Annotated in this window: 22 protein-coding genes and 3 pseudogenes; 19 read left to right on the forward strand and 6 right to left on the reverse strand. The window is 60.3% G+C overall.

What is annotated here, in order from left to right; all coding sequences use genetic code 11:
• Window positions 1–69 precede the first annotated feature (69 nt).
• The 5 genes and pseudogenes from AC56QQ_RS32330 to AC56QQ_RS32350 all read right to left on the reverse strand — a co-directional run bounded on the left by AC56QQ_RS32330 (window position 70) and on the right by AC56QQ_RS32350 (window position 4393).
• A complete protein-coding gene (locus tag AC56QQ_RS32330) occupies window positions 70–606 on the reverse strand; it encodes a nuclear transport factor 2 family protein (RefSeq protein WP_497101040.1) in 537 nt (178 codons plus the stop codon).
• 153 nt (window positions 607–759) lie between these two features.
• Window positions 760–894, reverse strand: a pseudogene (locus AC56QQ_RS32335) (ferredoxin); the annotation flags it as partial.
• Between the two features lie 28 nt (window positions 895–922).
• Complete coding sequence (locus AC56QQ_RS32340) at window positions 923–2140, reverse strand: cytochrome P450 (protein ID WP_497100466.1); 1218 nt, start codon at window positions 2138–2140, stop codon at window positions 923–925.
• 848 nt (window positions 2141–2988) lie between these two features.
• Window positions 2989–3321 (reverse strand): hypothetical protein, encoded by a 333-nt coding sequence (locus tag AC56QQ_RS32345; RefSeq protein WP_497100465.1) that lies wholly within the window; start codon window positions 3319–3321, stop codon window positions 2989–2991.
• 10 nt (window positions 3322–3331) lie between these two features.
• Complete coding sequence (locus AC56QQ_RS32350) at window positions 3332–4393, reverse strand: hemin-degrading factor (RefSeq protein ID WP_497100464.1); 1062 nt, start codon at window positions 4391–4393, stop codon at window positions 3332–3334.
• A 318-nt stretch (window positions 4394–4711) separates the two neighbouring features.
• Here AC56QQ_RS32350 and AC56QQ_RS32355 point away from each other — a divergent pair, with 318 nt between their 5' ends.
• The 16 genes and pseudogenes from AC56QQ_RS32355 (at window position 4712) to AC56QQ_RS32430 (ending at window position 20052) form a co-directional block, all read left to right on the forward strand.
• The gene (locus AC56QQ_RS32355; protein WP_111542612.1) at window positions 4712–5032 is read left to right on the forward strand and encodes a HesB/IscA family protein; all 321 of its coding nucleotides are present in this window, start codon (window positions 4712–4714) and stop codon (window positions 5030–5032) included.
• 179 nt (window positions 5033–5211) lie between these two features.
• Window positions 5212–6429, forward strand: a complete 1218-nt coding sequence (gene nifS / locus AC56QQ_RS32360; protein ID WP_497100463.1) for a cysteine desulfurase NifS — start codon at window positions 5212–5214, stop codon at window positions 6427–6429.
• Complete coding sequence (gene nifV, locus AC56QQ_RS32365) at window positions 6426–7586, forward strand: homocitrate synthase (RefSeq protein WP_497124693.1); 1161 nt, start codon at window positions 6426–6428, stop codon at window positions 7584–7586. Before nifS ends, nifV begins: the two co-directional genes overlap by 4 nt.
• 416 nt (window positions 7587–8002) lie before the next feature.
• A complete protein-coding gene (nifW, locus tag AC56QQ_RS32370) occupies window positions 8003–8383 on the forward strand; it encodes a nitrogenase stabilizing/protective protein NifW (protein WP_497100461.1) in 381 nt (126 codons plus the stop codon).
• A 183-nt stretch (window positions 8384–8566) separates the two neighbouring features.
• A complete protein-coding gene (locus AC56QQ_RS32375) occupies window positions 8567–9415 on the forward strand; it encodes an electron transfer flavoprotein subunit beta/FixA family protein (protein WP_497100460.1) in 849 nt (282 codons plus the stop codon).
• Between the two features lie 18 nt (window positions 9416–9433).
• Window positions 9434–10543, forward strand: a complete 1110-nt coding sequence (locus tag AC56QQ_RS32380; protein ID WP_497100459.1) for an electron transfer flavoprotein subunit alpha/FixB family protein — start codon at window positions 9434–9436, stop codon at window positions 10541–10543.
• A gap of 11 nt (window positions 10544–10554) precedes the next feature.
• Window positions 10555–11862, forward strand: a complete 1308-nt coding sequence (locus AC56QQ_RS32385) for an FAD-dependent oxidoreductase (RefSeq protein ID WP_497100458.1) — start codon at window positions 10555–10557, stop codon at window positions 11860–11862.
• 12 nt (window positions 11863–11874) lie between these two features.
• Window positions 11875–12174, forward strand: a complete 300-nt coding sequence (locus tag AC56QQ_RS32390) for a ferredoxin family protein (RefSeq protein WP_111542606.1) — start codon at window positions 11875–11877, stop codon at window positions 12172–12174.
• 168 nt (window positions 12175–12342) lie between these two features.
• Window positions 12343–12440, forward strand: a pseudogene (locus AC56QQ_RS32395) (helix-turn-helix domain-containing protein); the annotation flags it as partial.
• Window positions 12441–12947: 507 nt separating this feature from the next.
• On the forward strand, window positions 12948–14429 hold the full coding sequence (nifB, locus tag AC56QQ_RS32400; protein WP_497100457.1) for a nitrogenase cofactor biosynthesis protein NifB: 1482 nt from the start codon (window positions 12948–12950) through the stop codon (window positions 14427–14429).
• 32 nt (window positions 14430–14461) lie between these two features.
• Window positions 14462–14656, forward strand: a complete 195-nt coding sequence (locus AC56QQ_RS32405; protein WP_038655036.1) for a 4Fe-4S dicluster domain-containing protein — start codon at window positions 14462–14464, stop codon at window positions 14654–14656.
• 84 nt (window positions 14657–14740) lie between these two features.
• Window positions 14741–15061, forward strand: a complete 321-nt coding sequence (locus tag AC56QQ_RS32410) for a nitrogen fixation protein NifZ (RefSeq protein ID WP_038655039.1) — start codon at window positions 14741–14743, stop codon at window positions 15059–15061.
• A complete protein-coding gene (gene nifT / locus AC56QQ_RS32415) occupies window positions 15058–15270 on the forward strand; it encodes a putative nitrogen fixation protein NifT (RefSeq protein WP_497100456.1) in 213 nt (70 codons plus the stop codon). Before AC56QQ_RS32410 ends, nifT begins: the two co-directional genes overlap by 4 nt.
• A 38-nt stretch (window positions 15271–15308) precedes the next feature.
• Window positions 15309–16193 carry an SIR2 family NAD-dependent protein deacylase gene (locus AC56QQ_RS32420; protein ID WP_497100455.1) on the forward strand — a complete coding sequence of 295 codons (885 nt, stop codon included), beginning with the start codon at window positions 15309–15311 and terminating at the stop codon, window positions 16191–16193.
• A 92-nt stretch (window positions 16194–16285) separates the two neighbouring features.
• On the forward strand, window positions 16286–18148 hold the full coding sequence (locus tag AC56QQ_RS32425) for an ABC transporter ATP-binding protein (RefSeq protein WP_497100454.1): 1863 nt from the start codon (window positions 16286–16288) through the stop codon (window positions 18146–18148).
• Window positions 18148–20052: an ABC transporter ATP-binding protein gene (locus AC56QQ_RS32430; RefSeq protein WP_497100453.1), complete on the forward strand. Its 1905-nt coding sequence runs from the start codon at window positions 18148–18150 to the stop codon at window positions 20050–20052. Before AC56QQ_RS32425 ends, AC56QQ_RS32430 begins: the two co-directional genes overlap by 1 nt.
• Window positions 20053–20379: 327 nt before the next feature.
• Here AC56QQ_RS32430 and AC56QQ_RS32435 read toward each other — a convergent pair.
• A pseudogene (locus AC56QQ_RS32435) lies at window positions 20380–20927 on the reverse strand (sugar O-acetyltransferase).
• Window positions 20928–22061: 1134 nt separating this feature from the next.
• Between AC56QQ_RS32435 and AC56QQ_RS32440 the strand changes: the two are divergent.
• From AC56QQ_RS32440 to AC56QQ_RS32450, 3 genes are all read left to right on the forward strand, one after another.
• Entirely contained in the window at window positions 22062–22226 is a 165-nt protein-coding gene (locus AC56QQ_RS32440; protein WP_208647029.1) for a hypothetical protein, read from the forward strand.
• Between the two features lie 181 nt (window positions 22227–22407).
• Window positions 22408–22716 (forward strand): hypothetical protein, encoded by a 309-nt coding sequence (locus AC56QQ_RS32445; protein ID WP_497124694.1) that lies wholly within the window; start codon window positions 22408–22410, stop codon window positions 22714–22716.
• Entirely contained in the window at window positions 22713–23234 is a 522-nt protein-coding gene (locus AC56QQ_RS32450) for an Ntn hydrolase family protein (protein WP_497100452.1), read from the forward strand. The genes AC56QQ_RS32445 and AC56QQ_RS32450 overlap by 4 nt, the downstream gene beginning before the upstream one ends.
• Window positions 23235–23715 lie beyond the last annotated feature (481 nt).

Below are 23715 nucleotides of genomic sequence, written 5' to 3' on the forward strand. Positions count from 1 at the left end.
GGCGTAGCAGAGTTGTCATAAATTGTCGTCCCACCGATGTGGTTGTCCCGTTCGGAAGCTGGGAACGCATTATCGCGACAAACAACGCGACTTTCCGATCGTGTAGACCGGATCGTTCGGATACGGTGCTCCAATCGGCTGTCGCAGGCCGAACCGTTCTGCCTCAAGCACCGCCGCTGGGATCTGCTCCTCGAGCCAATCGTAGACGACGGTCCGTTCGGCAATCCGCCACTCGCCTGCCCTCTTTTGAAAGAGATCGCAGTAGCGCCCGCTTAGCAGCATCTGGCGCATTTCTCCGTCTTTGTCCGGTCCGCGTTGCAGCGCGGTGAAATAGCTCTCGACTGCTGCCTCTGCCGGGTTGATGATTTCGACAAGGATGTTCGTGATCTGATGGATGTTGCGCGGTCCGGTCTTGAAGACACCGAGCGCAAACCGGATGAAGCCCTCTGCCGAACCGCAATAGGCCCCGTGATTGTCATGTGCATCAGGCCAGTAGGCGCTACGCAGCGCTGCCTCATCGGCGCGGTCTATCCCGCGGCAGTACCGATAGAGGCAGTCGCGGATCGCCTCACGGTCGAGTAGTTCGGTAAATGTTGCTTGGTCCATAGTCGCAAATTCCGTGGTGCTGAGGTGTTCCTGGAGCGCAGTCTTCCGTTTGCGCCTGGCCTCGGCTACTAGGCGCGCAGCAGGCGGATCGTCTATTTCCAGCGCTAGTTCGGGGCAAGATCGCACCCCATCTGCCGCAAGCAGTTGCTCCCCGTCCGCAATATCAATGTCACCGGGTAGGATGTAGCCCGCCTCATCCAGCTTGAAGACTGCCGGCGCTCGCGCCGAGCATCGCGCATGACCCTGGCACCTGGTTTTGTGAACGATAATGCGCACGGCTACTCCCACGTCTGTGCCCAGCTCCGGGCGGCCTTGGTCAAGCCCAGTCCAGGATCAGATTTTCGATCCCGAACACATGGCCGCCATGGGTGATGGGTGCTGTTCCCTCCTTGATCCGAAAGGGCGGTATGCGCGCCAGCCACTCCTCCAGCCCAATGACAATTTCCCGCCGGGCGAGATGTGAGCCAAGGCAACGGTGGGGACCATAGCCAAAGGCGGCGTGGCGGTTGCCCTCTCGCGTCAGATCGACCGTGTTGGGGGACTCGAATTCCGCGGGGTCACGATTTGCAATCATCGTGGCGCAGGAAACAAAGTCCCCCTTGTGGATCGGCGCACCTTTGAAATCGATATCTTTCCGTGCCACGCGGATCATCTGAACGCTCGGATAGGCGCGCAGCAATTCTTCGGCGGCGAGCACAATCCGGTCTGGTTCGTTCCGCAGCAATTCCTGGTCTTCGAGGTTGCGCGCGAGATAGGTCAAGTCGAAGCCAATGGCTGCAGCGACGGTGTCGAGCCCCGCCACGAAGGTAAGCACGCCAATGCCACGGACCTCCTGGTCCGTCAGCCCGCGACCCTCGACCTGTGCATGCACGATGAAGCTCATGAAATCGTTGACGGGCTCTTTGCGGCGCAGCGCTGCCAGTTCGTCAATGAACGCAACAATCGTCCGAGCGGCCGCCGGCCGTCTGACATCGTCGCCGTGGAGCAGATCTTTCGCCCAGCCGACAAATGTATCGAGACGGTGATCCGGCAGTCCGAGAAAGCGAAGGAAGATGTTGACCGCGAAAGGAAAGGCGAAGTCCTTCATCACGTCGCAGCTTGTGCCCGACGAGGCGATGCTGTCGATGAGCGTTATCGCTCGCTCGCGGATAGTCGGTTCAAATTCCGTTATACGCTGTGGCGAAAGCAGCGGATTGAGCAGTGAGCGAAAGACTCCATGGTACGGTGGATCGAGTTCGAGCGGGATCATCGGCCAGTCCTCGCCCAGTGCGGATGCGAAGATGCTGCGATGACTGGAAAAGACTTCGGTCTCCTGCAGCACCCGGCGCTGATCTGCCGCGCGAGTGATGACCCAAGTACCCTGCCCAGCCCGCGTGTTCCAAGGCGAATAAAAGATCGGCGGTCCCGCATGCACGCAAGCGACTGCTGCGTGCGGATCGCCGTTGGGCGTCGGGGACATGCCTGGCGACGTAAAAAGACTGAAGTCTCCCACCATTTCCGGGGGGACATGATCTGGAACCGGGTTGGCCGCCATTTGGTTCTCCTGCGTTCAGGCGTTTACGCGCTCGACTGAGATACCGCTGAACTGCGTAACGCACTGCCGACATCGCCTCAGATGACATTGAGCAAATCGCGTGCCGAATAGGCGCACCGTTGGCGCTGCTCATATATCCGTAGTGGCCCCGGTGTGGGGCGACGCCTGGTAGGTCTTTCGACATTCTTGTCCGTTCCAGACACGACAACGTTGCGCATAGAAAGCTAACGAGGAGCCTAGTGAAGGAGGCTAAGGATCGAACGAGGTCCCTCCCAGACCGGGTGTGGCTCGGCGGTAGGGAAGCCGCTCGCGAGCGCGCCCTCCACAAGCGCTGTAGGGAGCGAGCGGCTTTGCGGTGGCAATCGACAGTTCGCAGGTCAGGTTGGGGTTGCTGACACCAATTAATTCGTAGGAACGATCGATGACCGACGACATGATGAGCCTGCGCGCTCGTGGAGAAGGCTCCGTCAGCCGAGGCTATCGCGGGCCGCAAATAACTGATCTTTGAAGATTGCTCCTCGACATTCTTCTGCGTCAGGATCACCTCGCTTGGCGGTGACGATGGTCTCGTCGGACATCTGCTGCTAGCCGGAGAAATCCTGGACCGCACTGGTCGTACCGGCAACCCGGCCGTCGACTGCTGCGTCGCCGCCTGAGCCAAGAATCTACCCGCCCTGCTCCGATAGCACGAACAGGATGCGCTGGCGTTCTTTGATGATACGGTCTGCTTTGGGCGGCGTTCAGCTTTGCATCCATCTCGCACGCTATCCTTTCGGACTTGGCATTAGACGCCGAGGGGCCTTGCTGGCGACATGGATTGTTCGAGCATGCCTTTGTGGAGCCGTCCCTCAGGAAACTTGACGGAAGGCCCGATCGATTTCGACCACTTGCTGCCACCCGCCGCCGTACAGGGCCGGGATGTTGGACGTTCGATCGACGTACAGCTGACGCGTTAGCCCACATTGGGCAGCTTCCGGTTCTGGTACATCGCAACGGAAGCATTGATGGCTATGCTCGCGAACCGTGTAGGCGCTCTGGGGAATGGAAACTCCGATCGAGGCGAGCCGCGACGGATCGCAAAAGACAGCTGTGCCCTCGTTGGCCTCGGCAGGCAGAACGGTGGTCAGCAGAATCCTGGGTGGCGGGGCGGACGCCGAGTGAAAACGGAAATCAACATGCATCGGTCTTACCTCAAGCGGCGGTTGAATTGGGAATGCGCGGCAGGTTCTCGGTCAGTAACCGCCAGTCGTCGCGCTCGGGTTCGCCTTCCTTGCGCGTGCCGAAAAACTGGATGATCATCTTGCCGTCGGCGCCATAGGCTTCGAGTGACGTGACGTGGCCGTCCCTGGTCGGTTTGCGCACGGCCCAAACCTCACGGATGTGTTGGGTCCTGAGATGCAGGCGGAAAGTGGCGTCGAGTACGTTGATCCAAGGCCCGATCTGCCTGACGAACTTGATCGGGCCGGAATGGATCTGGATGCAGCCACGATTGCCGACAAAGCACATGATCGGCATCTCGTCATCGGCGACACGATGGAACATGCCGCCAACGGCAGCATTGTCGAGCAGCCAGGCGTAATCCTGGCCGACCATGCGGACCGCTTGGCGGCGGCTGAGGTTCAGCGTCTTCAGCATGCCGAAGAACTGGTGTACGTCGGTCAGCTGGCTCCAGTGCTCCCGTAGGTCGTCGATGGTAGCGGCTTGGTCCGGAGTCTTTGCCTCATTTTCCGCTGACCTCGTCTTAAGCGATACGATCGGCTCCTGGTTCGAGGATTGGAGCTCGTCTGTCAGTCTTTGATAGGCATAGAGGTTTGAGGACGGCCTCAGATGCACCTTGTGCACTGCCTCGCCTGCGGCGTCGAAAAATTGCAGGCTGCGGCGGATCTCCCCGCCTTCGCGTGTCTCGACGGCAAAGCCATGCACCCACACCTTCGGGAAGATGCGCAAATCAATGTCATTGCCGAGCACCATGGCGTGATGATTGCCGGTGAGCACGTTGTCGTAGGTACCTATCTTCTCATGCTCGGCACTGTCATTGCTGGTCAGCGCCATCACCTCGCCCACCGCCTCGAGACCGGTTAGCACATCATTGACGCGCGGCTCGATGCGCACCGTGCCAAAACCGCAATGTGCCGCGGAGAGCTCCGCTTCCGAAATGCCCAATTGGCCAGCGAGATCGCGGCCGCGGATTTTGGGGCTGTCTTCGCGTGCTCGCCGGATTCTCTCCGGCGAAGGTTTCTCGCGCTGGTGCATGTCTTACCTCTCTTGCCCATACTGTCGGTCAGGAGCCTAAGTCCTCGCCAAAAGGGAGCCTCAAAACTCGTGCCAATTGCTCAAAGCATCTCGGAAACTGGCCTAGGTGCCAGTTCATCGGGAACTCGGGCACGACCCCCTGTGGCGGACCCGACAAATCCGACAATACGTGTCGACTGCCCGACGCCTTCGCGGCAATTCCGAACCGGAATCGCGGCCGTGTTGCGATGTCGCACTGTTCGAGAACGGGTTTTCTCATTGGCACGGGTCATGCACGTTGACCCGCAAAATCGTCACGCACCGAGGAGAAAGCGAGCCATGATTACGCTCACCGACAAGGCCGTTGCCGCCGTCAAGACCGCCCTTTCCGCCGCTACTGACCCCGCTGAAGGCTTTCGCATCATGGTCGAGGCCGGCGGCTGCTCCGGCTTCAAATACTCAATTGGTCTGGAGAGCGTCCAGCGCGAGGGCGACGCGATCCTCGAGACAGATGGGATCAAGGTGTTCGTAGACGCCGGCTCCCAGCCGCATGTCGCCGGCATGACCGTCGACTTCGTCACCGGTTTCGAATCCTCCGGCTTTGTCTTCGACAATCCTAACGCGCGAGCGAAGTGCTCCTGCGGCAAGTCCTTCGGCTGATCGTCGAAGACGGAGAGAGGGCGCGAGAGGTGAGTTTGTCGCTGGCGACGGCGGCACCCTGTCTAGGTGAACTTGTGGGGAGCTGCACCGGCTCTGGATCGTCTCGGCTATCAACGCCGTGTGCAGGCTCGATAAGTCCTTGCGCTTAACGTCATTCCGCTCGATTGGAGACCACACCCATGTCAGTTGTCTATCTCGACAACAACGCCACGACACGGGTCGATCCCGAGGTCGTTCAAGCGATGTTGCCCTTCCTTACGGATCAATTCGGCAACCCTTCGTCGGCGCACGGTCTTGGCACCCTTGCCGGCGCTGCGTTGAGGAACGCGCGGCGGCAGTTGCAGGCACTGATCGGTGCGGAGTCCGATGACGAGATCACCTTCACCTCGGGTGGGACGGAAAGCGACAACGCGGCCATTCTTTCGGCACTCGAGGTGATCCCTGACCGGACAGAGATCGTGACTTCCGCCGTCGAACATCCGGCCGTGCTGACGCTTTGCGCGCATCTCGAGCGGACGCGCCGGGTCAAGGTGCACAGGATCCCGGTGGATCGCAATGGCCGGCTCGACATTGAGGCTTACCGGGCTGCCCTCACCCCAAACGTGGCAATCGTCTCCATCATGTGGGCCAACAACGAGACTGGTACGATCTTCCCCGTCGCCAAGCTCGCCGAATTGGCCAAGGAAGTCGGCGCCCTCTTCCACACCGATGCCGTGCAGGCGGTCGGCAAGCTCCCGATGAACCTGAAATCGACCGCTATCGACATGCTGTCACTCTCCGGCCATAAATTTCATGGACCGAAAGGCGTCGGAGCACTTTTCGTCAAGCGCGGGGTGCGCTTCCACTCGCTGATCAAAGGGGGTCATCAAGAGAGAGACCGGCGTGCGGGCACCGAAAACACGCCCGGCATAGTCGGGCTCGGCAGGGCAGCCGAACTCGCCCTGAAATTCATGGATGCCGAGACCACACGGATAAAGTGGCTCCGGGACCGGCTGGAGAACGGGGTTCTTCAGCGTGTCCCAAACTCCTTTGTCAACGGCGATCCGTTGGAGCGCTTGCCGAACACCCTAAACATCGCCTTCGAACGTATCGAAGGTGATGGAATCCTGCATCTCCTCGACCGCATGGGCATCGCCTGTTCCTCCGGCCCCGCCTGCACCTCCGGCTACCCGGAGCCGAGCCACGTCCTGAGGGCGATGAATATCGCACATGGGGCGGTCCGCTTCTCATTCTCGCGTGACAACGACCAAGACGACGTGGACCGAGTGCTCGAGGTCTTGCCTGCCATCGTGGATAAGCTGCGCGAGCCCCTCAGTTCTGCGCCGGAAGGGCGGAGTGCCGAAGACCGTCAATGCGGTCCAGGTCTCAGCGCCGGAAGCACCGGCGACCATTCATGAGCAGTCAGGTCTTTCTCAACGATACGACCCTGCGCGACGGCGAGCAGGCACCCGGCGTTGCTTTCACGGTGGCGGAAAAACTTGAGATCGCTGAGTCGCTTGCGGCAGCCGGCGTCCATGAGATCGAGATCGGCACGCCGGCAATGGGCGCCGACGAGATCGACGCAATTCGCGCCGTGGTCGCGCGGAGCCTCCCGGTGCGGCTCACGGCCTGGTGCCGGATGACCTCACCGGATCTCGATGCAGCGATCAAGAGCGGGGTCCGCGCCGTCAATCTGTCGTTGCCTGCATCGGACATCCAACTTGCCGCCAAGCTCGGCCTCGATCAAGCAGGAGCGCTCCAGCTTATCGAGTATATGGTCGGGCGCGCAGCCGCCAGCGGCTTCTCCGTCGCCGTGGGCTGCGAGGATGCTTCGCGAGCCGACCGGGATCATCTCGCCCGCGTTATCAAGACGGCGGCGCGCGCCGGCGCAAGCCGCGTGAGGCTGGCTGACACAGTCGGCGTTCTCGACCCCTTTTCGACCTTCGAGCTTGTCGCCCAGCTCGCCGCGGAGTCTCCCGTCGACCTCGAATTCCATGCGCACAACGATCTCGGCCTCGCTACGGCCAACACCCTGGCGGCGATCCGCGCCGGCGCGCGCCATGCTTCAGTCACCGTCCTTGGACTCGGCGAGCGCGCGGGCAATGCCGCGCTGGAAGAGGTGGCCGCCGCGTTAGCCGTCCTCCAGCACGCAGATACTGGCATCGACCTGACCGCATTGCCCGCCCCGGCAGCCAAGGTGGCGCAGGCGTCACGCCGACCGACAGCCGCCACCAAGCCGATCGTCGGGGCCGATGTTTTTGCCCATGAATCCGGCATTCACGTCGCAGGGCTGCTGAAGGACCCGCGAACCTATCAGGGGCTCGATCCGGCTCTCGTTGGCCGCTGCCGGCGTATCGTCATCGGGAAGCATTCCGGCGTCACCGCGATCGCCCATGTGCTGAGCGAAAGCGGCCGCGATCTCGACCCGGATCTGGCGGCCGCGATGCTTGTCTGCATCCGCCGCAAGGCGGCCAAGCTCAAATCGAGCATCACCGCCATGCAACTGGTCGATATCTATGACCGAATGTGCAGCGAGGCAGCAGGCGCGACTTTGGCATCGAGTGAGGTGGCCTGATGTCGCTTGTCGTCGCCATCATCTCGAATCGTACAGCAGCCACGCGGAGACGGAGAAGGCGTTCCGCCGTCCCATTGGCTATGACGTCCAAAACCTTCTGGAGATCAAGGTGCATGATCCGGCCCCGTCTGGCCGGTCTCCTCATAGGTGCAAGCAACAAGACCTCGGTCCCACCCAGGTCGGAGCCCAGCCAGATCGAGAGCCAATGCGGCAATAATCGAGCCCATCTCGCACTGCACGGCGCTGCGCATGCGCCCGTTCGCCACGCCCGGGCTGGGCACCGGATGCCCAGCCTTGGCGACGAAGCGATTGTCTCGCTGGCTCAGCCCACCTGGTTCATCAAGCTGCGGGTTTCGCGGCTGCAGATCAGAGTTTTTCGTATCTGACCCCACAGTTTTCCGACAAGGGAGAATGCAATGACCTGTTCCGCTGACGGCCGTCCCATCGACGTCACCGATATCCTCGCGCGACTGAAAGGCCTGTCGGCCGCGGAGGAGTTCTTCTCTGTCCTTGCCGTCTCGTATGATCCGAAGGTACTCAATGTTTCACGGCTCCATATCATGAAGCGTGTGGGACAATACCTTGCTGAGGAAGATTTCTCCGGTCTGCCCGACCCGGTGATCGCCGCGCGCGTGCGCGCCATGCTGGAACGGGCTTACGGGGACTTCGCGGTTTCCTCGCCGCTCACGCACCGGGTCTTCAAGGTGCTCAAAGACCACGATCCGGACAAAGCTTGCACGACAGGCCGCGGCTACGTTCCGTTCGATTCCGTCCTGAAGCGGTTCGGCAGGGAATAAGGACGACATAGCTGCGACGCGACAATGTCAATAACCCGACAAATCCGGTCATCGCGACGGCGTCTTCAGAAATGACCAGCCGAATTTCAAAGGAATAGTGGCCGCAAAGCACTTGGCACGAATGATGCTGCCAAGAACTCGCACCGCCAGCCCGCATCCGGTTAACAGCGTAGAGAAACGCCAATGCACATCGTCGTCAGCATAAAGCAGGTGCCGGACTCGGCACAGATACGGGTCCATCCAGTGACGAACACCATCATGCGCCAGGGTGTGCCGACCATCATAAACCCCTACGACCTATTCGCCCTCGAAGAAGCACTCAGGCTACGCGACGCTTATGGTGGGGAGGTCACCGTGCTCACTATGGGTCCACCCATGGCAGAGGACTCCCTGCGCAAGGCGCTTGGCTACGGCGCCGATCGCGCGGTGCTTTTGACCGACCGCTATTTTGCCGGTTCCGACACACTGGCGACGTCATTTGCTCTCTCTCAGGCAATCGCGAAGATTGGCGAAACCTTCGGCACGCCGGACGTGGTCTTCACGGGCAAGCAGACGATCGACGGCGACACCGCGCAAGTCGGGCCCGGCATCGCCAAGCGTCTCGATCTCCACCAACTCACCTATGTCGCGAAAATCGCTACCATTGATCTTGCTGCGCGCGAGATCACGGTGGAGCGTCGTTGCGAGGGCGGGACGCAGACGCTGAAGAGCAAGCTGCCTTGCCTCATCACCATGCTGGAAGGCACCAACGAGATGCGTCGGGGCTCGATCGAAGACGCATTGAGCGCTGCGCGGAGGCAGATTGTGAAATGGAATGCGGCCGAGGCGGGCATTGAGGACCTCACCAAGTGCGGCTTGCGTGGCTCGCCGACGGTCGTCAAACGCGTTTTCGCCCCTACCGCGCGGTCGGAAAAGGCGGCGCAAATTGACACGGCCGAAAAGACGCTGCGCGATCTCGCCGACGAACTGATTGTTGCAATTTTCACCCGCCAGCCGGCACTGGAACCGGAACTGGCCTTCGACGGCGCCTGACGGCAAGGAGCAGACCATATGTCGAGCGCGACCCCAGACACCCCCCGCCCGCCCGCCGGCCGTGCCGGGATGAAGAAGGAGCTGCCCGAGCGTTTCAGGGCCTATCGGCACGTTTGGGTTTTCATCGAGCTCGAACGCGGCCAGGTCCACTCCGTATCCTTCGAATTGCTTGGTGAGGGCCGCAAGCTAGCAGACAAACTTGGCGTCCAGCTCGCGGGCGTTGTGCTCGGACCGCCGGAAGAAGCCACCCAGAACGCAGTCGCCGAAGCCTTCGCCTATGGCGCCGACCTTGTCTACTTCGTCGAGGCGCCGCTGCTCGCCGACTATCGGAATGAGCCTTTCACCAAGGCGATGACCGATCTGGTTGATACTTACAAACCCGAGATTCTGCTTCTCGGTGCGACCACGCTCGGCAGGGATCTCGCCGGGTCCGTCGCGACGACCTTGCTGACAGGGCTCACGGCCGACTGCACCGAACTCGATGTGGATGCCGACGGTTCGCTTGCCGCGACCCGTCCGACTTTTGGGGGTTCCTTGCTATGCACGATCTACACGCTCAACTACAGGCCGCAGATGGCGACGGTGCGACCGAGGGTCATGCCCATGCCGCAGCGGGCGGACAGAGCGATCGGGCGCGTCATCGTGCACAAGCTGTCGCTGGCCGAGGATGAAATCGTCACCAAAATCCTCGGCTTTCTGCCGGATAGCCAATCAGGCACAGCCAATCTCGCCTATGCCGATGTGGTGGTTGCGGGAGGGCTCGGCCTAGGCGGGGCGGAGAACCTGCAGCTTGTGAAGAGTCTCGCGCGAGCGATTGGCGCTGAATTTGGCTGTTCGCGGCCGCTGGTCCAAAAGGGCTGGATGCCGGCGGATCGGCAGATCGGCCAAACTGGCAAGACAATCCGGCCGAAGCTTTACATAGCGGCTGGTATTTCCGGCGCGATCCAGCACCGCGTTGGAGTTGAGGCAGCAGATCTCATCGTGGCCATCAACACCGACCCGAACGCTCCGATTTTCGATTTCGCTCACCTCGGGATCGTCACCGATGCGGTGCGCTTCCTCCCCGCGCTGACCGAGGCCTTCACCCGGCGGCTGTCACCGCACAGCCGCGACAAGCTTGCGAGCTAAGGGAGATGGAGATGATCAACGAAGAGTTCGACGCCATTGTCATCGGGGCCGGCATGTCCGGGAACGCAGCTGCTTACACCATGGCAAGCGACGGCTTGAAGGTACTCCAGTTGGAGCGAGGTGAATATCCGGGCTCCAAGAATGTCCAGGGCGCCATCATGTACGCGAACATGCTGGAGAAGATCATCCCGGATTTCCGCGATGATGCACCTCTGGAGCGGCATCTGGTCGAACAGCGGCTATGGGTGATGGACGAGACCTCCCACACCGGGATTCACTATCGGTCGGAGGACTTCAACGAGGTGAAGCCCAATCGCTATACCATCATCCGCGCCCAGTTCGATAAGTGGTTTTCGCGCAGGGTGCGCGAGGCCGGCGCGACGGTTCTGTGCGAGACGACCGTGACGGAACTCGTGCGTGACGACAAGGGCAAGGTGATCGGGGTCGGGACGGATCGGGCTGGCGGAGCGATCTACGCGGACGTCGTTGTTCTTGCAGAAGGTGTCTGCGGGCTGCTTGGCACGCGAGGCGGCCTGCGCAAGATGCTGAAGCCGGAAGCCGTGGCGCTGGCCGTCAAGGAAATGCATTTCTTGCCCGAAGAGGTCATTGAGCAGCGGTTCGGCGTCAAAGGGAGTGAAGGCTGCGTGATCGAGGCAGTCGGCACGATATCCCACGGAATGGCCGGGCTCGGGTTCCTCTACACCAACAAGGAATCGATCTCACTGGGCATCGGCTGCCTGGTCTCGGATTTCACCGCGAAGATGGAGAGCCCTTACGCCCTCCTGGACGCGCTAAAAAACCATCCTTCGATCCGGCCGCTGATCGCCGGTTCGGAGGTGAAAGAATACGCGGCGCATCTCATTCCTGAAGGTGGCTACAAGGCAATTCCACAGCTCTTTGGCGACGGTTGGGTCGTTGTTGGCGATGCTGCGCAATTGAACAACGCCATTCACCGCGAGGGTTCGAACCTCGCCATGACCTCCGGTCGCATTGCGGCTGAGGCTATCATCAAGGTCAAGAAACGCAACGATCCCATGACCAAACGGAACCTCGCCCTTTACAAGACCATGCTGGATGAATCCTTCGTGGTGAAGGACCTGCGGAAATACAAAGACATGCCAGCCTTACTCCATAATAACGCCGGTAATTTCTTCACGACCTACCCACGGTTAATGTCGGAAGCCGCGCAGAACTTCATGCGGGTCGACGGCACGCCAAAGATCGAGAAGGAAAAGGCGACCACGGCAGCCTTCATCAAAGCGCGATCGCGGTTGGGTCTGGTCAGCGACGCGATCCGCCTGGCATTGGCGTGGCGGTGAGGCACTGACGACATGACGAACCCAGTGACGAATTTGCGTGTCGAGGACAAGCTCTACCAGAACCGCTATCTGGTGGACTCCGGCCGTCCGCATATAAGGGTGCGACCGCACGAGCAACCAAGCGCGAATCTGCTGGCGCTGACCCGCGTCTGTCCAGCGAAATGCTATGAGTTGAACGACAAGGGTCAGGTTGAAATCACCGCTGATGGCTGCATGGAGTGCGGCACCTGCCGCATCTTGTGCGAGACCAGCGGCGAGATCGAATGGAACTATCCGCGCGGTGGCTTCGGTGTCCTCTTCAAGTTCGGATGATCGGCGTTTGCACCGTTTTATAGGGCACTTGTGTACTCTTGGAGTTACCGCAAGCGCCAACCGCTGCTGGCACCGTCCTCGCAAAGGGGGTGGGTGAACAGTGTGCTTCCAAAATTGCATGAAAGGCGCTTGGGAATCTACGAGATATCGAAGGCCTTGCGAATGCCTTACTGGGTCCAGGCCAAGGCCGCTCGCATCCTCGGCGTCACGCCGCGGCAGGTCGGATACGCTTTGCGCCGACATAGTATCTCGAGGTGAAGAAATTCCAGCGTTCTCACGACGTGAAGAACAAGACCACACCCCTGCGCCAGGTGCGCGGGAAGCTGTCAGAGCCTGGGCCAAGCTGCTAGGGCCTCTGACGATCATCACCCTCTTGATCGCGGTCATGACGGAGCCCATTCGGGCGTCTTGACGAGAGTAAAGGGGAGGCACCGCCTCTCCTAACCGGAACCATGCCGACACAGGATGCGGCGACAACTTCACCACCGATGAGTTCGCCGCCGCCGAGATCGACATCTTCGTCGGAGACCGGTCGAGAACGTTGTGCCGAGGCGATCAGGGGTGAATTGATCGACAGGGGATTTCTGTCTCTCAATGATGTCCGGCCGCAGTCGCTTCCTGCGGGTAGCCACTGTCGCAAGTCCGACAAACTATGTCGGAGCAACCCCATGATATCTGACGCGAAAGCCGATTGCCGGTCATAGTGCCGCCTTTTGAGTTGGCATTGCGCTTGCGCTTAGAACTGCGACGTCAACCCGCAACGGAGCCGTTCAATGTCCGCACCCGTGATTTCGGTCGAGAGCCTGACCGACACGAGGCTCTCCGACCAGTCGCTGGCGAGCGCGAATTCGGGTGGCTGCGCATCTACCTCCTGCGGATCGTCGAGAAGACCGGACGATCTGGATCCGGCTGTCTGGGACAAGATCAAGGATCACCCGTGCTTTTCAGAAGAGGCGCATCACTATTTCGCGCGCATGCACGTCGCTGTCGCGCCTGCGTGCAACGTCCAGTGCAACTACTGCAATCGCAAATATGACTGCGCCAACGAAAGCCGGCCCGGGGTTGTCTCGGAAAAGCTCACGCCCGACCAGGCGGTACGCAAAGTGATCGCGGTCGCCAACGAAGTGCCGCAGCTTTCCGTGCTTGGCATCGCCGGACCGGGTGATGCCTGCTACGACTGGGAGAAGACGAAGGCGACGTTCGAACGCGTCGTGAGGGAAATCCCCGACGTCAAGCTTTGCGTCTCTACCAATGGGCTCGCGCTGCCGGACCATGTCGCCGAGCTTGCCGACATGAATGTCGATCACGTGACGATCACTATCAACATGGTCGATCCGGAAGTCGGCACAAAGATCTATCCCTGGATCTTTTACGACCATCGCCGCTACGTCGGCATCGAAGCCGCCAGGATTCTGCACGAGCGGCAGATGCTTGGCTTGGAGATGCTGAGCGCGCGCGGCATCCTCACCAAAATCAATTCGGTGATGATCCCTGGAGTAAACGACCAGCACCTCATTGAGGTGAACAAGTGGGTCAAGCAGCGCGGCGCGTTCCTGCACAACGTCATGCCCCTGATTTCGGACCCAGCTCACGGCACGTACTATGGACTGACCGGGCAGCGCGGCCCAAATGCAATAGAGATGAAGGCTCTTCAGGATCGTCTTCAAGGCGGCGCCAAGCTGATGCGCCACTGCCGGCAGTGCCGGGCAGATGCCGTCGGTCTGCTCGGCGAGGATCGTGGCCAGGAATTCACGCTCGACCAGATTCCCGGCGAGCTCACCTACGATGCCAGCAAGCGCGAAGCCTATCGGGCGCTGGTCGCGGAAGAGCGCCGTGATCACCTGGCGGCCAGGAGCGAAGCGATCGGAATGGTCAAGACTGCGAGTTCCGGCAAGGCCCTCCTCGTCGCGGTGGCGACTAAGGGCGGGGGCCGCGTCAACGAACACTTCGGCCATGCCAAAGAATTCCAAGTGTATGAAGCCTCGCCGACAGGGATCAACTTTGTTGGGCACCGCAAGGTTGAGCAGTATTGCCTTGGCGGTTGGGGCGAGAATGCCACTCTCGACGGCGTCATGGCTGCACTGGAAGGCATAGACATCGTGCTTTGCGCCAAGATTGGAAATTGCCCCAAGGATCAGCTCGCGGACGCCGGTATCCGAGCAACCGACGCTTACGGTCATGACTACATTGAGACGGCAATCGGCGCCATTTACGCCGTCGAGTCTGGCGTCCGGGCACTCACGGCGACCGCCTGAGCCGTCTCATTTCACTCGAACCAGGAGTCAAAATGGCTTTCAAGATCATCGCATCCCAATGCACGCAATGTGGCGCCTGCGAATTCGAATGCCCGTCCGGTGCGATCAAGTTCAAAGGCGAGAGCTACGTGGTCGAGCCGCAGAAGTGCACCGAATGTGAGGGAGCATTCGACACGCAGCAATGTGCCTCGGTATGCCCGGTGCCGAAGACCTGCGTTCCTGCCTGACCCCAATCAGGCTACCGCATAGCGGCTGCCTCCGGGGGCCCGCGAACATCAACAACTGTAGCCTCAAAGAAACAAGGAACCGCCATGTGGCTCGCACGCGAACAGGAGGTCGAAATCCACAGGCCTCCCCGATTTAGGCCGGGAGAGCGGGTCCGTGCCACTCGTCACATAAAGAATGACGGCACCTATCCTGGCAGGGAGATCGGCGAAAATCTCGTGCGCAAGGGTGAAGAGGGTTATGTGCGCGACATCGGCACCTTTCTACAGCAGTTCTTTATCTACGCGGTCGAATGGATCGACCGTGGCACCATCGTTGGCATGCGAGCGCGTGAATTGATGAGCCTCGACAAAGCCGACCTTCCCTGCAGGGCCGAAGAAAACGCGAAGCAAGGAACGGCCCGATGAAAGTAATGATCCGTAGGACCGATGCCGGATTGTCCGCGTATGTTCCCAAAAAAGATCTCGAAGAGGCGATTATCAAGTTCGAGAACCAAGACTTGTGGGGCGGGGTCGTAACGCTCAAGAACGGCTGGCGCCTCCTCCTACCCGATCTTCCCCCGAATACGCGTCTGCCGATCACCGTCGAGGCAAGGAAGCTTCCGGACGAGGACTGATGCTGAGCCTTAATCAGAGGCGTCGAGAGGAAACGAGCATGAACACGATCCCGACCTCCGGCCACCACGTGGTCGTCCGCGACAGTTTTGCCCGAAAGCTGCTTGAGCTGGCCAGACGAGCGCTCGTCTGCGATCAGGTGATCCCGTATCTCGGTCCGGGTCTCCTCCGGCTCGGCTCCGCGGAGCCGCCCGTACCGTCGACCCCCGAAGCCGTTGCCGCGGCACTCAACACGCGGGCGCCAGCCCCCTCGAAGATCCGCACCAATATGTGGTCGGTCGCGCAGTTCATCGAACAGCGCCGGCATCGCCGCACACTTCAAGCTTGGATGACCGAGATATTCGCGGCGCCGGCGACGCCGACCGCCCTCCACGCTTGGCTCGCAAAACTCCCGCTCTCCCTCATCGTCGACAGCTGGTACGAAGGCGCGATGCGCGCAGCGCTAGCAGAGGCCGGCCGAACCGACGTCGTCGAGATACAAGGCATCACGCGGGCGAACGAGTTTGCTAACGTTTGGACCCGGACTTACGACTTGGCCGGAAGGGAACTTGACGCCGGAGCAGCGACAAAGACGGTTCTCTATACGCCTCATGGCAGTGTTAGACCGGCCGCAAATTTCCTCATCGCCGATTCCGACTATGTCGAAGCCCTGACCGAAATCGACATCCAGACGCCAATCCCTGAGGTGGTCAAGGAACGGCGCACCGACCGGGGCTTTTTCTTCGTCGGCTGCCGCTTCAACGATCAGATGCTGCGTACTTACGCCAGGCAGATCATGAAGCGCTCAGAAGGCCCACGTTACGCGATCATGGATGGGCAAGCGCTGACCAGAAACGAAGCCCGTTTCCTTGCGGCAAGCGGAATCACGGTGGTCGACATGCCAGCGAGCGAAGCCGTGGCGCAACTCACCGGGTCAGCGTCTTGAGCAGATAGTGGTCAGGATCAACTTGGAGGGCGCCTTTGATGTGAGTCGACCGGCTTGCTTTTGAAGGCGCAAAATTCAGTCGGGAACACACCGTGAGCAGAGATGCTGTTGGCACGACCCCTCTCAAATCGTCCGGGCATGTGAAAGCGGCGGGGTGGGGCCGAGGCTTGAGCACTCTGCTGCGCATTACGCGCATGAATTTGAGGCACCCTTGGCAGGTCGCGCTAGTTATCGGTTCGACGATCATAGCCGTGATCCTGCAGTTGCTAATTCCCCGGCTTCTCGGCTGGGCTGTCGACCAGACCCAGGTGGCAATCGGGAGTGGTGTCACGGCGACGGCTGCAGAACAAGCGCTATGGACTCCGGCTCTCCTGCTTCTCGCCGCGAGTACGCTACGCGGCCTCTTCACGATGGCGCAAAACTATTTTGCCGAAGCCGTCGGGTATCACGTCGCGTATGAACTGCGGCTGGCTTGTTACGACAAAGTCCAGCGCCTCAGCTTTTCCTTTCACGACCGGGTGCATTCAGGCGACCTGATCACTCTCGGTATCCTCGATCTCGACGGCGTGCGGATGTATTTTTCCACCGCCCTGGTTCGCTTGCTCCTGCTCACCATGTTGATCGGGATCGGCGCCTACATGATGATCTCAACCGACCCGGTGCTCGGTCTCATCGCGCTAAGCTTCGTGCCTTTCGTAGCCTGGCGATCGTCGGTCACGCAGCTTAAGCTACGCGTCATCTGGCTCGACCTCCAGGAGCGGCTTTCCCTCCTAGGCCGCGTGATGGAGGAAAATCTCGAGGGCATCCGCATTGTCCGGGCGTTTTCGGCACAAGCTTATGAAATGGTAAAGTTCGACCGCGCCTCGAAAAACGCGCTCGAACTCGCCCACGAGCAGGTTGATGTCTACGTGCCCAATACGTCGGCAATGACCCTGGCCTTCTTTTTCGCCATGGGGTTGGTCCTCTGGATCGGTTGCAACAAGGTCATCGCCGGCCAGATCAGCGTTGGGACGCTCACGATGTTCCTGGCCTTCATGACGATCCTGCAAATGCCCGTCCGCCAGATCGGTCTGATGGTCAACGGCTTCGCCCGCGCCAACACTTGCGGTTCGCGCCTCTTCGGTCTGCTCGACCAGGACATTACCATCAGGGATGCTTCCACCGCCAGACCGCTTGAGATCGGTGAAGGCACTCTGCGCTTCGACAATGTCTCGTTTGCATATCCCGGCACCGGAAACCGCGCCATTCTGAAGAATATCACCTTTAGTGCCCGTAGGGGCGAGACGATCGCGATCGTGGGTCCGCCGGGTTCGGGAAAATCGACAATGGCTCACCTGATCCCCCGCTTTTACGATGTCACTGGGGGCACCATCATGCTTGACGGGCAGGACATCCGTGGGGTTACCCTCGCCACGCTTCGCCAGGCGGTCGCCGTCGTACAGCAGGATACATTCCTGTTCACTACCACGATCGAGAACAACATCGCCTATGGCGACCCCTGGGCGAAGGAACAGCGGATCGAGCGCGCTAGCGAATCCGCCCAGTTGCACAATTACATTCTCGGCCTCCCCGCGGGCTACAAGACGGTCGTCGGCGAACGTGGCGCCTCTCTCTCTGGCGGCCAGCGCCAGCGTCTCGCCATAGCTCGCACGATGATGTTGCGCCCATCAATCGTCATTTTCGACGACTCAACGGCCGCGATCGACGCCGCCACCGAGCAGCGCATCCGCGCGGCGATACGGCGTTTCGCCAAGGATAGGCTGACGATCATCATCGCCCACCGGCTCAGTTCGCTCAAGCACGCCGACCGGATCCTGTTTGTCGACAACGGTAAGATCGTGGAACGCGGTACCCATCAGGAGCTCTTGGCCAAGCGAGGACGCTATAAGGCCCTTCATGATCTTCAGTTGCGCCCGGAAGATAACATTGCGACCACGTACAGAGGCGCGCCCTGATGGCCAAGGTGCACGCCAGCGAACTCGAAATCGAACCCAATGACAGCGGCAGACGTCCGCCGCGCGCGGTCGTCGGTTCCCATCGCGTCGAGGAGGAGATGTTCGGCCGGGCTTTTGACAAAAAGATCATTCGGCGCATCTGGGCCTTCGTTCATCCCTACCGGGGCATGGCGGCCCTCTCGGTTGCCGCATTGCTGATTTTCACTGGAACGCAGCTTCTTATCCCGCTGATTATCCGCTACGCGATCGACCAGGCTACAACTCCGGCAGGCGTTGATCGCTCCGCCCTGCTTGAGGCCGCCGGCGCGTTTGCACTAGCCATTCTGGTTAATTTCGGCGCCGCCTACGCGCAGGAAATCGTGGTGGGGAAAATGGCCGAGAACGTCCTCTTCGACATCCGACGCGCCATGTTTGCCCATCTGCAGAAGGTATCGCTCTCCTTCATGGACAAGACCGAGGTCGGACGACTCATGTCCCGCCTCCAAGGCGACGTCAACTCTATCCACGAATTCCTCGAAAGCTCGATCTACTCCGTAGGCGATATCGCGCTTCTCTTCGGCATCGTTTTCGTAATGCTGTACGTCAACTTCAGCCTCGGCCTTCTGACGCTCTCTGTCTTGCCGGTCCTGTTGATTATCCGCATCGTCTGGCTGCCGCGTGCACGCCAGGCCTTCATGGCTGCACAAGACACCAATTCAGTTGTCAACGGCGCGTTGGCCGAAGCCATTCACGGCGTGCGCACCGTCCAGTCCATGGACCGCCAGCAGGTAAACTTCCTGCTGTATGACGACAAGGCACATGCCGACCTCAGGACACACCTGGTTGCCGCCAGGTATGCACAAGCCATGGTGCCGATCGTCGATGGCCTCACCGGTCTCGCCATGGCCGTCGTCATTGTGGTCGGCGGCTCCACGATCGTGAATGGCCGCATCGATGTGGGGGTATTGGTTGTGTACATATTCTATATCCAACGCTTCTTTGACCCGATTCGCTCACTTACTCTGCAATATTCCGTGATGCAGCGTGCAATGGCATCCGGCAAGCGCCTGACCGATGTGCTCGACGTCAGGATCGAGATCCAGGACAAACCGGATGCCAGGATCCTTGCGCCCGAAATGGACGGCTCGGTCGAGTTCAGGAACGTCACGTTCGGCTACGATCCCAAACAGCCGGTGCTGAAAAACGTCTCCTTCCGGGTCAATCCAGGCGAGACGGTCGCCTTGGTCGGGCCGACCGGCTCTGGTAAATCGAGCGCGATGGCGCTCGTCCACCGCTTCTATGATGTTCAGCAAGGTCAAGTGCTGGTCGGCGGACATGATGTGCGCGATCTCGCCCAGGAATCGCTCGGGCTCCAGATCGCCATGGTGCTGCAGGAGCCATTTCTGTTCACCGGGACGATCTTCGAGAACATCCGCTACCACAAGACGGAAGCGACGCGGGACAAAGTGATCGAGGCCGCCAAAGTGGTCGGAGCCCACGACTTCATCATGAGCCTTCCCAACGGGTATGATACCCAACTCGGCGAACGCGGCGGCAACCTTTCTCTCGGCCAGCGTCAGCTTGTCAGTTTCGCCCGCGCTCTCGTTGCCGACGCCAAAGTCCTAGTTCTTGACGAGGCCACCGCCAACATCGACAGCTACACGGAAATGCTGATCCAGAAGGCTCTGCGAAAACTCCTGGAAGGCCGCACTGGCCTTGTCATCGCTCACCGGCTCGCCACAATCCGCGGTGCCGATCGGATCATCGTACTTCAGAATGGCCAGGTTATCGAGACCGGCAACCACGATAAACTGATGGCCATGGGTGGGCTTTATTCCAAACTCTACAATCTCAACTACTCATCCTTCGACGACATTCCCAAAGAGGAAGCCGATCCGACCGTAAAAGCCGCCTCTCGTACCTGACGCATGCATCGCCGGCCGTATCCACTTTAGGCGCGTCGGCGAACGCCGCGGATGAAGCGGGCAGAGACAAGCCACTCGCACTCAAGGAAGCCACCTGCGTGACGGCCGTATGATGAGCCGGATAACCCTATCCGTTTCCAATCAGACGAACGCTGCCTCGCCTTCAGCAAGCCCTGTAGAACAAGAAGCCGTGCCGGACGAGACCGATCAGAAAACGGCGGCAACCATCTGCGACGATCAATTACTGTCGTAAATTCGGCACAGTTTGCCGGGCGACATTGAGCCGGGTTTAACAACCTTGAACCGCCTGCTTATATCCTCAGCGGGTCATCTTACCCGAGCTGGACTTCCCACGACCTTCGCCCCTGCGGGAACGTCTCGCGTGACCACGCTGCCAGCGCCCACGACCGCATCATTGCCAATCGTAATGCCCGGCAGAATGATTGCTCCACCGCCGATCCAGGCACGACTGCCAATTCTGACAGGACGCCCGAACTGCAGACCGGACTGTCGCTGCTCGGGATCATGTGGATGTTCGGCGGTATAGATCTGTACGGCGGGGCCAATTGTCGTTCCTTTGCCAATCCTCACCTCTGCTACGTCAAGGATGACGCAGTTGAAGTTGACGTAGACGTAGGCCTCGATGTGGATGTTGAAACCGTAGTCGCAAAAAAGGGCGGACGGATGACCGCTCCGGGTCCAACTTCTCCGAGCCGCTCCGACAAGAGCGTATGCCAATGCTCGGCAGTTTGGCCCAGCATATCATTGTACCGCTTTAGCCAAGCCCCCGTAGCTAGCAGGTCAGCTTGGATCTCCGGATCCGAAGCATTGTACAACTCGCCTGCGAGCATCTTCTCTTTTTGACTGCGCATCATCGTTCCTCGTCAGACCGTGCCCTCAGGGGTGGTGTAGGAGTGTACAGCATTGCTCGATCGCGCGCGCCCTGGTTCGAGACCGAGAGGTAGTCCCCTCCAGGACCGTTCGCTGCACAGCCTCCAAGCGTTGAAGAAACGCTGATAGACCTGACGCAGGGGCCATAACCGACGGGTGGGCAACTGTCCAGCGGATGATGTTTGATCTGCGGTCACTTCAGGTTTTTTCGTCGGTAGCATACTGTCGTCCCACAACAGCGTCTGGCTCTGGTCGAGGCAAACCGGCTGCTGGGCGCCGAGCGTGTGGCGCGTGGCATCGACGATCCACGCTTCCGGACAAGATCGCACTTCTTCCTGCCCCACACCAAGGCTCGTAAAAATCGTATCAACTCACCGGTCGACCCGGACATTCGTTTCCAACGGTTAGCCTAAGCCTTAGGCAAGAAAGTGCCTAAGCTAAGCGGCGTGTGTCGCGGACCCGACAATCCGACACTCCGTGTCGGATGGCGATCACAGAGCACGATGGTACTCAGAGACCGGAAAAATCGGGCTGCGAGTCGGAGGCAATTGAGCATGAGACCGCTGGAGGCATTCGGCCTGTACTCGGTTCGGGCTGCTATTGATCCCGCGGTTCGGACACCCAGCGCCCCAGCCGTCCACTGGTGCAATGCACCTGCCCTGTTTGCGGACGCATCAATCGACGAACCCGCCGCCAGTCTACTGAACATGGGCGGTTGATGCCGGTCGCGCCAGTGGCGTTCGAGTAGCCGGGTCGCGCAACCATCATAGCCGAAGCCGGCGGTCTTCGCCGTTTTCGGTGTTCATCGAGTTTCTAAGTTCTGCCTGTGGACTCTCGACACAGCCGTCAGGCCAATATCGAGGCCAGCCAGCCTTTCCAAGTTCGGCGACGCACCCGGACGAGCCAGGCAAGTTGCCAAGCGTCAGCGTGAGAACGGATTCTTCGGGCATAGTTCGAGCACTACATCGCAAGAGGATCGCGACAATCAGATCTGCGCCTCAAGGCGGTGATTGCCGCTACAGTGAAGATGGCACGTGTTGTGCAGCATCGGCGAATGCGGTCCGACTACCGGCCTTTCGTTAAGGGCGGGACGGTCCCGACCAAGCCAGGAGCACCAATTGCGCAATCCCCTCGCCTTTCTCCACTTGAGTGCCCTAGATGCAGTCGCTCCGTCTCGCCGGCGTCTTCATCTAAATGCTGGGCGCGAGCTGATGATCACGCGCAAGCAGGCGCTCGCCTTTCTGGCCGATCCCGACGCCTACCTCAATGGAAAGCCGCTATGAGCTCGAATGATACATCAGCGCTACGAATACGAGACCTTCGGGGCAGGGCATCATCCCCTCGCGGAACGTGGCCACGCCGCTCTGGCCTACGCCAGCAAGGGCCAACTCAGATAGCAGGCCAGAGACGGCAACCACGTGAACCTGCACACGCGCCAGCCGGCGACGACTGCGCGATCGACAAATGACCTACACGCCCGGCATTTTGCTGTTGTCGGCGCTCTCTTGGCCCGAGGATTGCGTGACCCTCACCGAACTACCCCGGATTTCGAAACCATCAACAGGAGTAAAGATGGACACCCCACAATTCGAGCGGGAGATCCACAAGATCGCCAACCGATGTGTGAGCGAGGCCGGGGCAGTCGCCAAGAAACGACGGCGCTGGACTCAGGAACTAACTGCGACAGACGTCGCTGCCGGCATCGACACGGCCGAGATCGCACGCCCGGCCGACGCGGCCAGGACCAACGTTGACGAGGGGACGTGGCTGTGACGACGATTGCCTATAGGCACGGCGTGATGGCCGCCGACAGCCGTGCCTACGGCGGCCGCGAGGGATCAATCGGCTCCAAGGTCAAAATCCGCCGTCTTCCGGATGGACGCCTGATTGGCGCCACCAGTGCCCAGGTTGGCGCCGGTGAGGCCATTTTGGACTGGTATGCCGCTGGCGCCGACGTTCACAAGACGCCAGAGGGTGTAGAAAGCGATGAGGTCGGTCTGCTGGTCGTTCATCCCGACGGGCGCGCTCAGGTGGCGTCCGGCGCCTGGACGCTGACCGGCATGCTCGAAAACGCCTATTTCGCTGTTGGGAGCGGCTCCCATTACGCGGTGGCCATTCTCGAATTCGGCGGGACCCCACAGCAGGCTGTAGAGATCGCCTGCAAGTTCGATTCGTGCTCCGGGCTCCCGGTCGTGTCCCTGATGCACGGAGCGCCCTGCCCTTCCCCGCGCCACTCCAGGCGGGCCAAGTGGCTGTCGTGGGTCGGCAGGAGGTTCAAGATTTCGGGCTAGCTATCGTCGCGGTTGCCGTGACAATAAATGGTTCACCATCGGCCGTGCGCAACGGGTTCTTCTCGCCAGAGGCGGCGCCGGTGGCGGCCCCAACCTCCAGCGCCATCAGCCGCTCGGCCAAAGAGCGTTTGCCAATGCTCGGCAGTTTGGCCCAGCGTATCATTGTACCGCTTTAGCCAAGCCTCCGTGGGGGCTTGGATCTCCGGATCCGCGGCATTGTACAACTCGCACGCCCCCCGGATTTGAGAACCGGGCGGCAGTCTTGTTGACGACCAAGTTCTTCTGCACAATTATCAGGCGGTGAAACATTGCTGAGAATCGGACGCGGTGTAAGCATCAGTCAGCAACTGTCCAGCCGTGTCGATGTCTGCCACTTTTCAGATTTGGCCGTCTGCCGATACAGCGGTAAGCGATCGGCGTATGTGTCAGACCGGCATTGGGCGCGGTGACTGCGCGCCCTCCACCACACACGATCAGGCAA

The organism is Mesorhizobium sp. RCAM 05099 (assembly GCF_059683685.1).

What these genes read in the sequence shown, in the direction of transcription:
- AC56QQ_RS32345 (WP_497100465.1), bottom strand. Translation starts at nt 3,321, where the DNA reads ATGCATGTTGATTTCCGTTTTCACTCGGCGTCCGCCCCGCCACCCAGG.
- AC56QQ_RS32410 (WP_038655039.1), top strand. Translation starts at nt 14,741, where the DNA reads ATGTGGCTCGCACGCGAACAGGAGGTCGAAATCCACAGGCCTCCCCGA.
- AC56QQ_RS32350 (WP_497100464.1), bottom strand. Translation starts at nt 4,393, where the DNA reads ATGCACCAGCGCGAGAAACCTTCGCCGGAGAGAATCCGGCGAGCACGC.
- AC56QQ_RS32380 (WP_497100459.1), top strand. Translation starts at nt 9,434, where the DNA reads ATGTCGAGCGCGACCCCAGACACCCCCCGCCCGCCCGCCGGCCGTGCC.
- nifS (WP_497100463.1), top strand. Translation starts at nt 5,212, where the DNA reads ATGTCAGTTGTCTATCTCGACAACAACGCCACGACACGGGTCGATCCC.
- AC56QQ_RS32420 (WP_497100455.1), top strand. Translation starts at nt 15,309, where the DNA reads ATGAACACGATCCCGACCTCCGGCCACCACGTGGTCGTCCGCGACAGT.
- AC56QQ_RS32355 (WP_111542612.1), top strand. Translation starts at nt 4,712, where the DNA reads ATGATTACGCTCACCGACAAGGCCGTTGCCGCCGTCAAGACCGCCCTT.
- nifT (WP_497100456.1), top strand. Translation starts at nt 15,058, where the DNA reads ATGAAAGTAATGATCCGTAGGACCGATGCCGGATTGTCCGCGTATGTT.
- AC56QQ_RS32390 (WP_111542606.1), top strand. Translation starts at nt 11,875, where the DNA reads ATGACGAACCCAGTGACGAATTTGCGTGTCGAGGACAAGCTCTACCAG.
- AC56QQ_RS32330 (WP_497101040.1), bottom strand. Translation starts at nt 606, where the DNA reads ATGGACCAAGCAACATTTACCGAACTACTCGACCGTGAGGCGATCCGC.
- nifB (WP_497100457.1), top strand. Translation starts at nt 12,948, where the DNA reads ATGTCCGCACCCGTGATTTCGGTCGAGAGCCTGACCGACACGAGGCTC.
- AC56QQ_RS32405 (WP_038655036.1), top strand. Translation starts at nt 14,462, where the DNA reads ATGGCTTTCAAGATCATCGCATCCCAATGCACGCAATGTGGCGCCTGC.
- AC56QQ_RS32340 (WP_497100466.1), bottom strand. Translation starts at nt 2,140, where the DNA reads ATGGCGGCCAACCCGGTTCCAGATCATGTCCCCCCGGAAATGGTGGGA.
- AC56QQ_RS32445 (WP_497124694.1), top strand. Translation starts at nt 22,408, where the DNA reads ATGACCTACACGCCCGGCATTTTGCTGTTGTCGGCGCTCTCTTGGCCC.
- nifV (WP_497124693.1), top strand. Translation starts at nt 6,426, where the DNA reads ATGAGCAGTCAGGTCTTTCTCAACGATACGACCCTGCGCGACGGCGAG.
- AC56QQ_RS32375 (WP_497100460.1), top strand. Translation starts at nt 8,567, where the DNA reads ATGCACATCGTCGTCAGCATAAAGCAGGTGCCGGACTCGGCACAGATA.
- AC56QQ_RS32430 (WP_497100453.1), top strand. Translation starts at nt 18,148, where the DNA reads ATGGCCAAGGTGCACGCCAGCGAACTCGAAATCGAACCCAATGACAGC.
- nifW (WP_497100461.1), top strand. Translation starts at nt 8,003, where the DNA reads ATGACCTGTTCCGCTGACGGCCGTCCCATCGACGTCACCGATATCCTC.
- AC56QQ_RS32385 (WP_497100458.1), top strand. Translation starts at nt 10,555, where the DNA reads ATGATCAACGAAGAGTTCGACGCCATTGTCATCGGGGCCGGCATGTCC.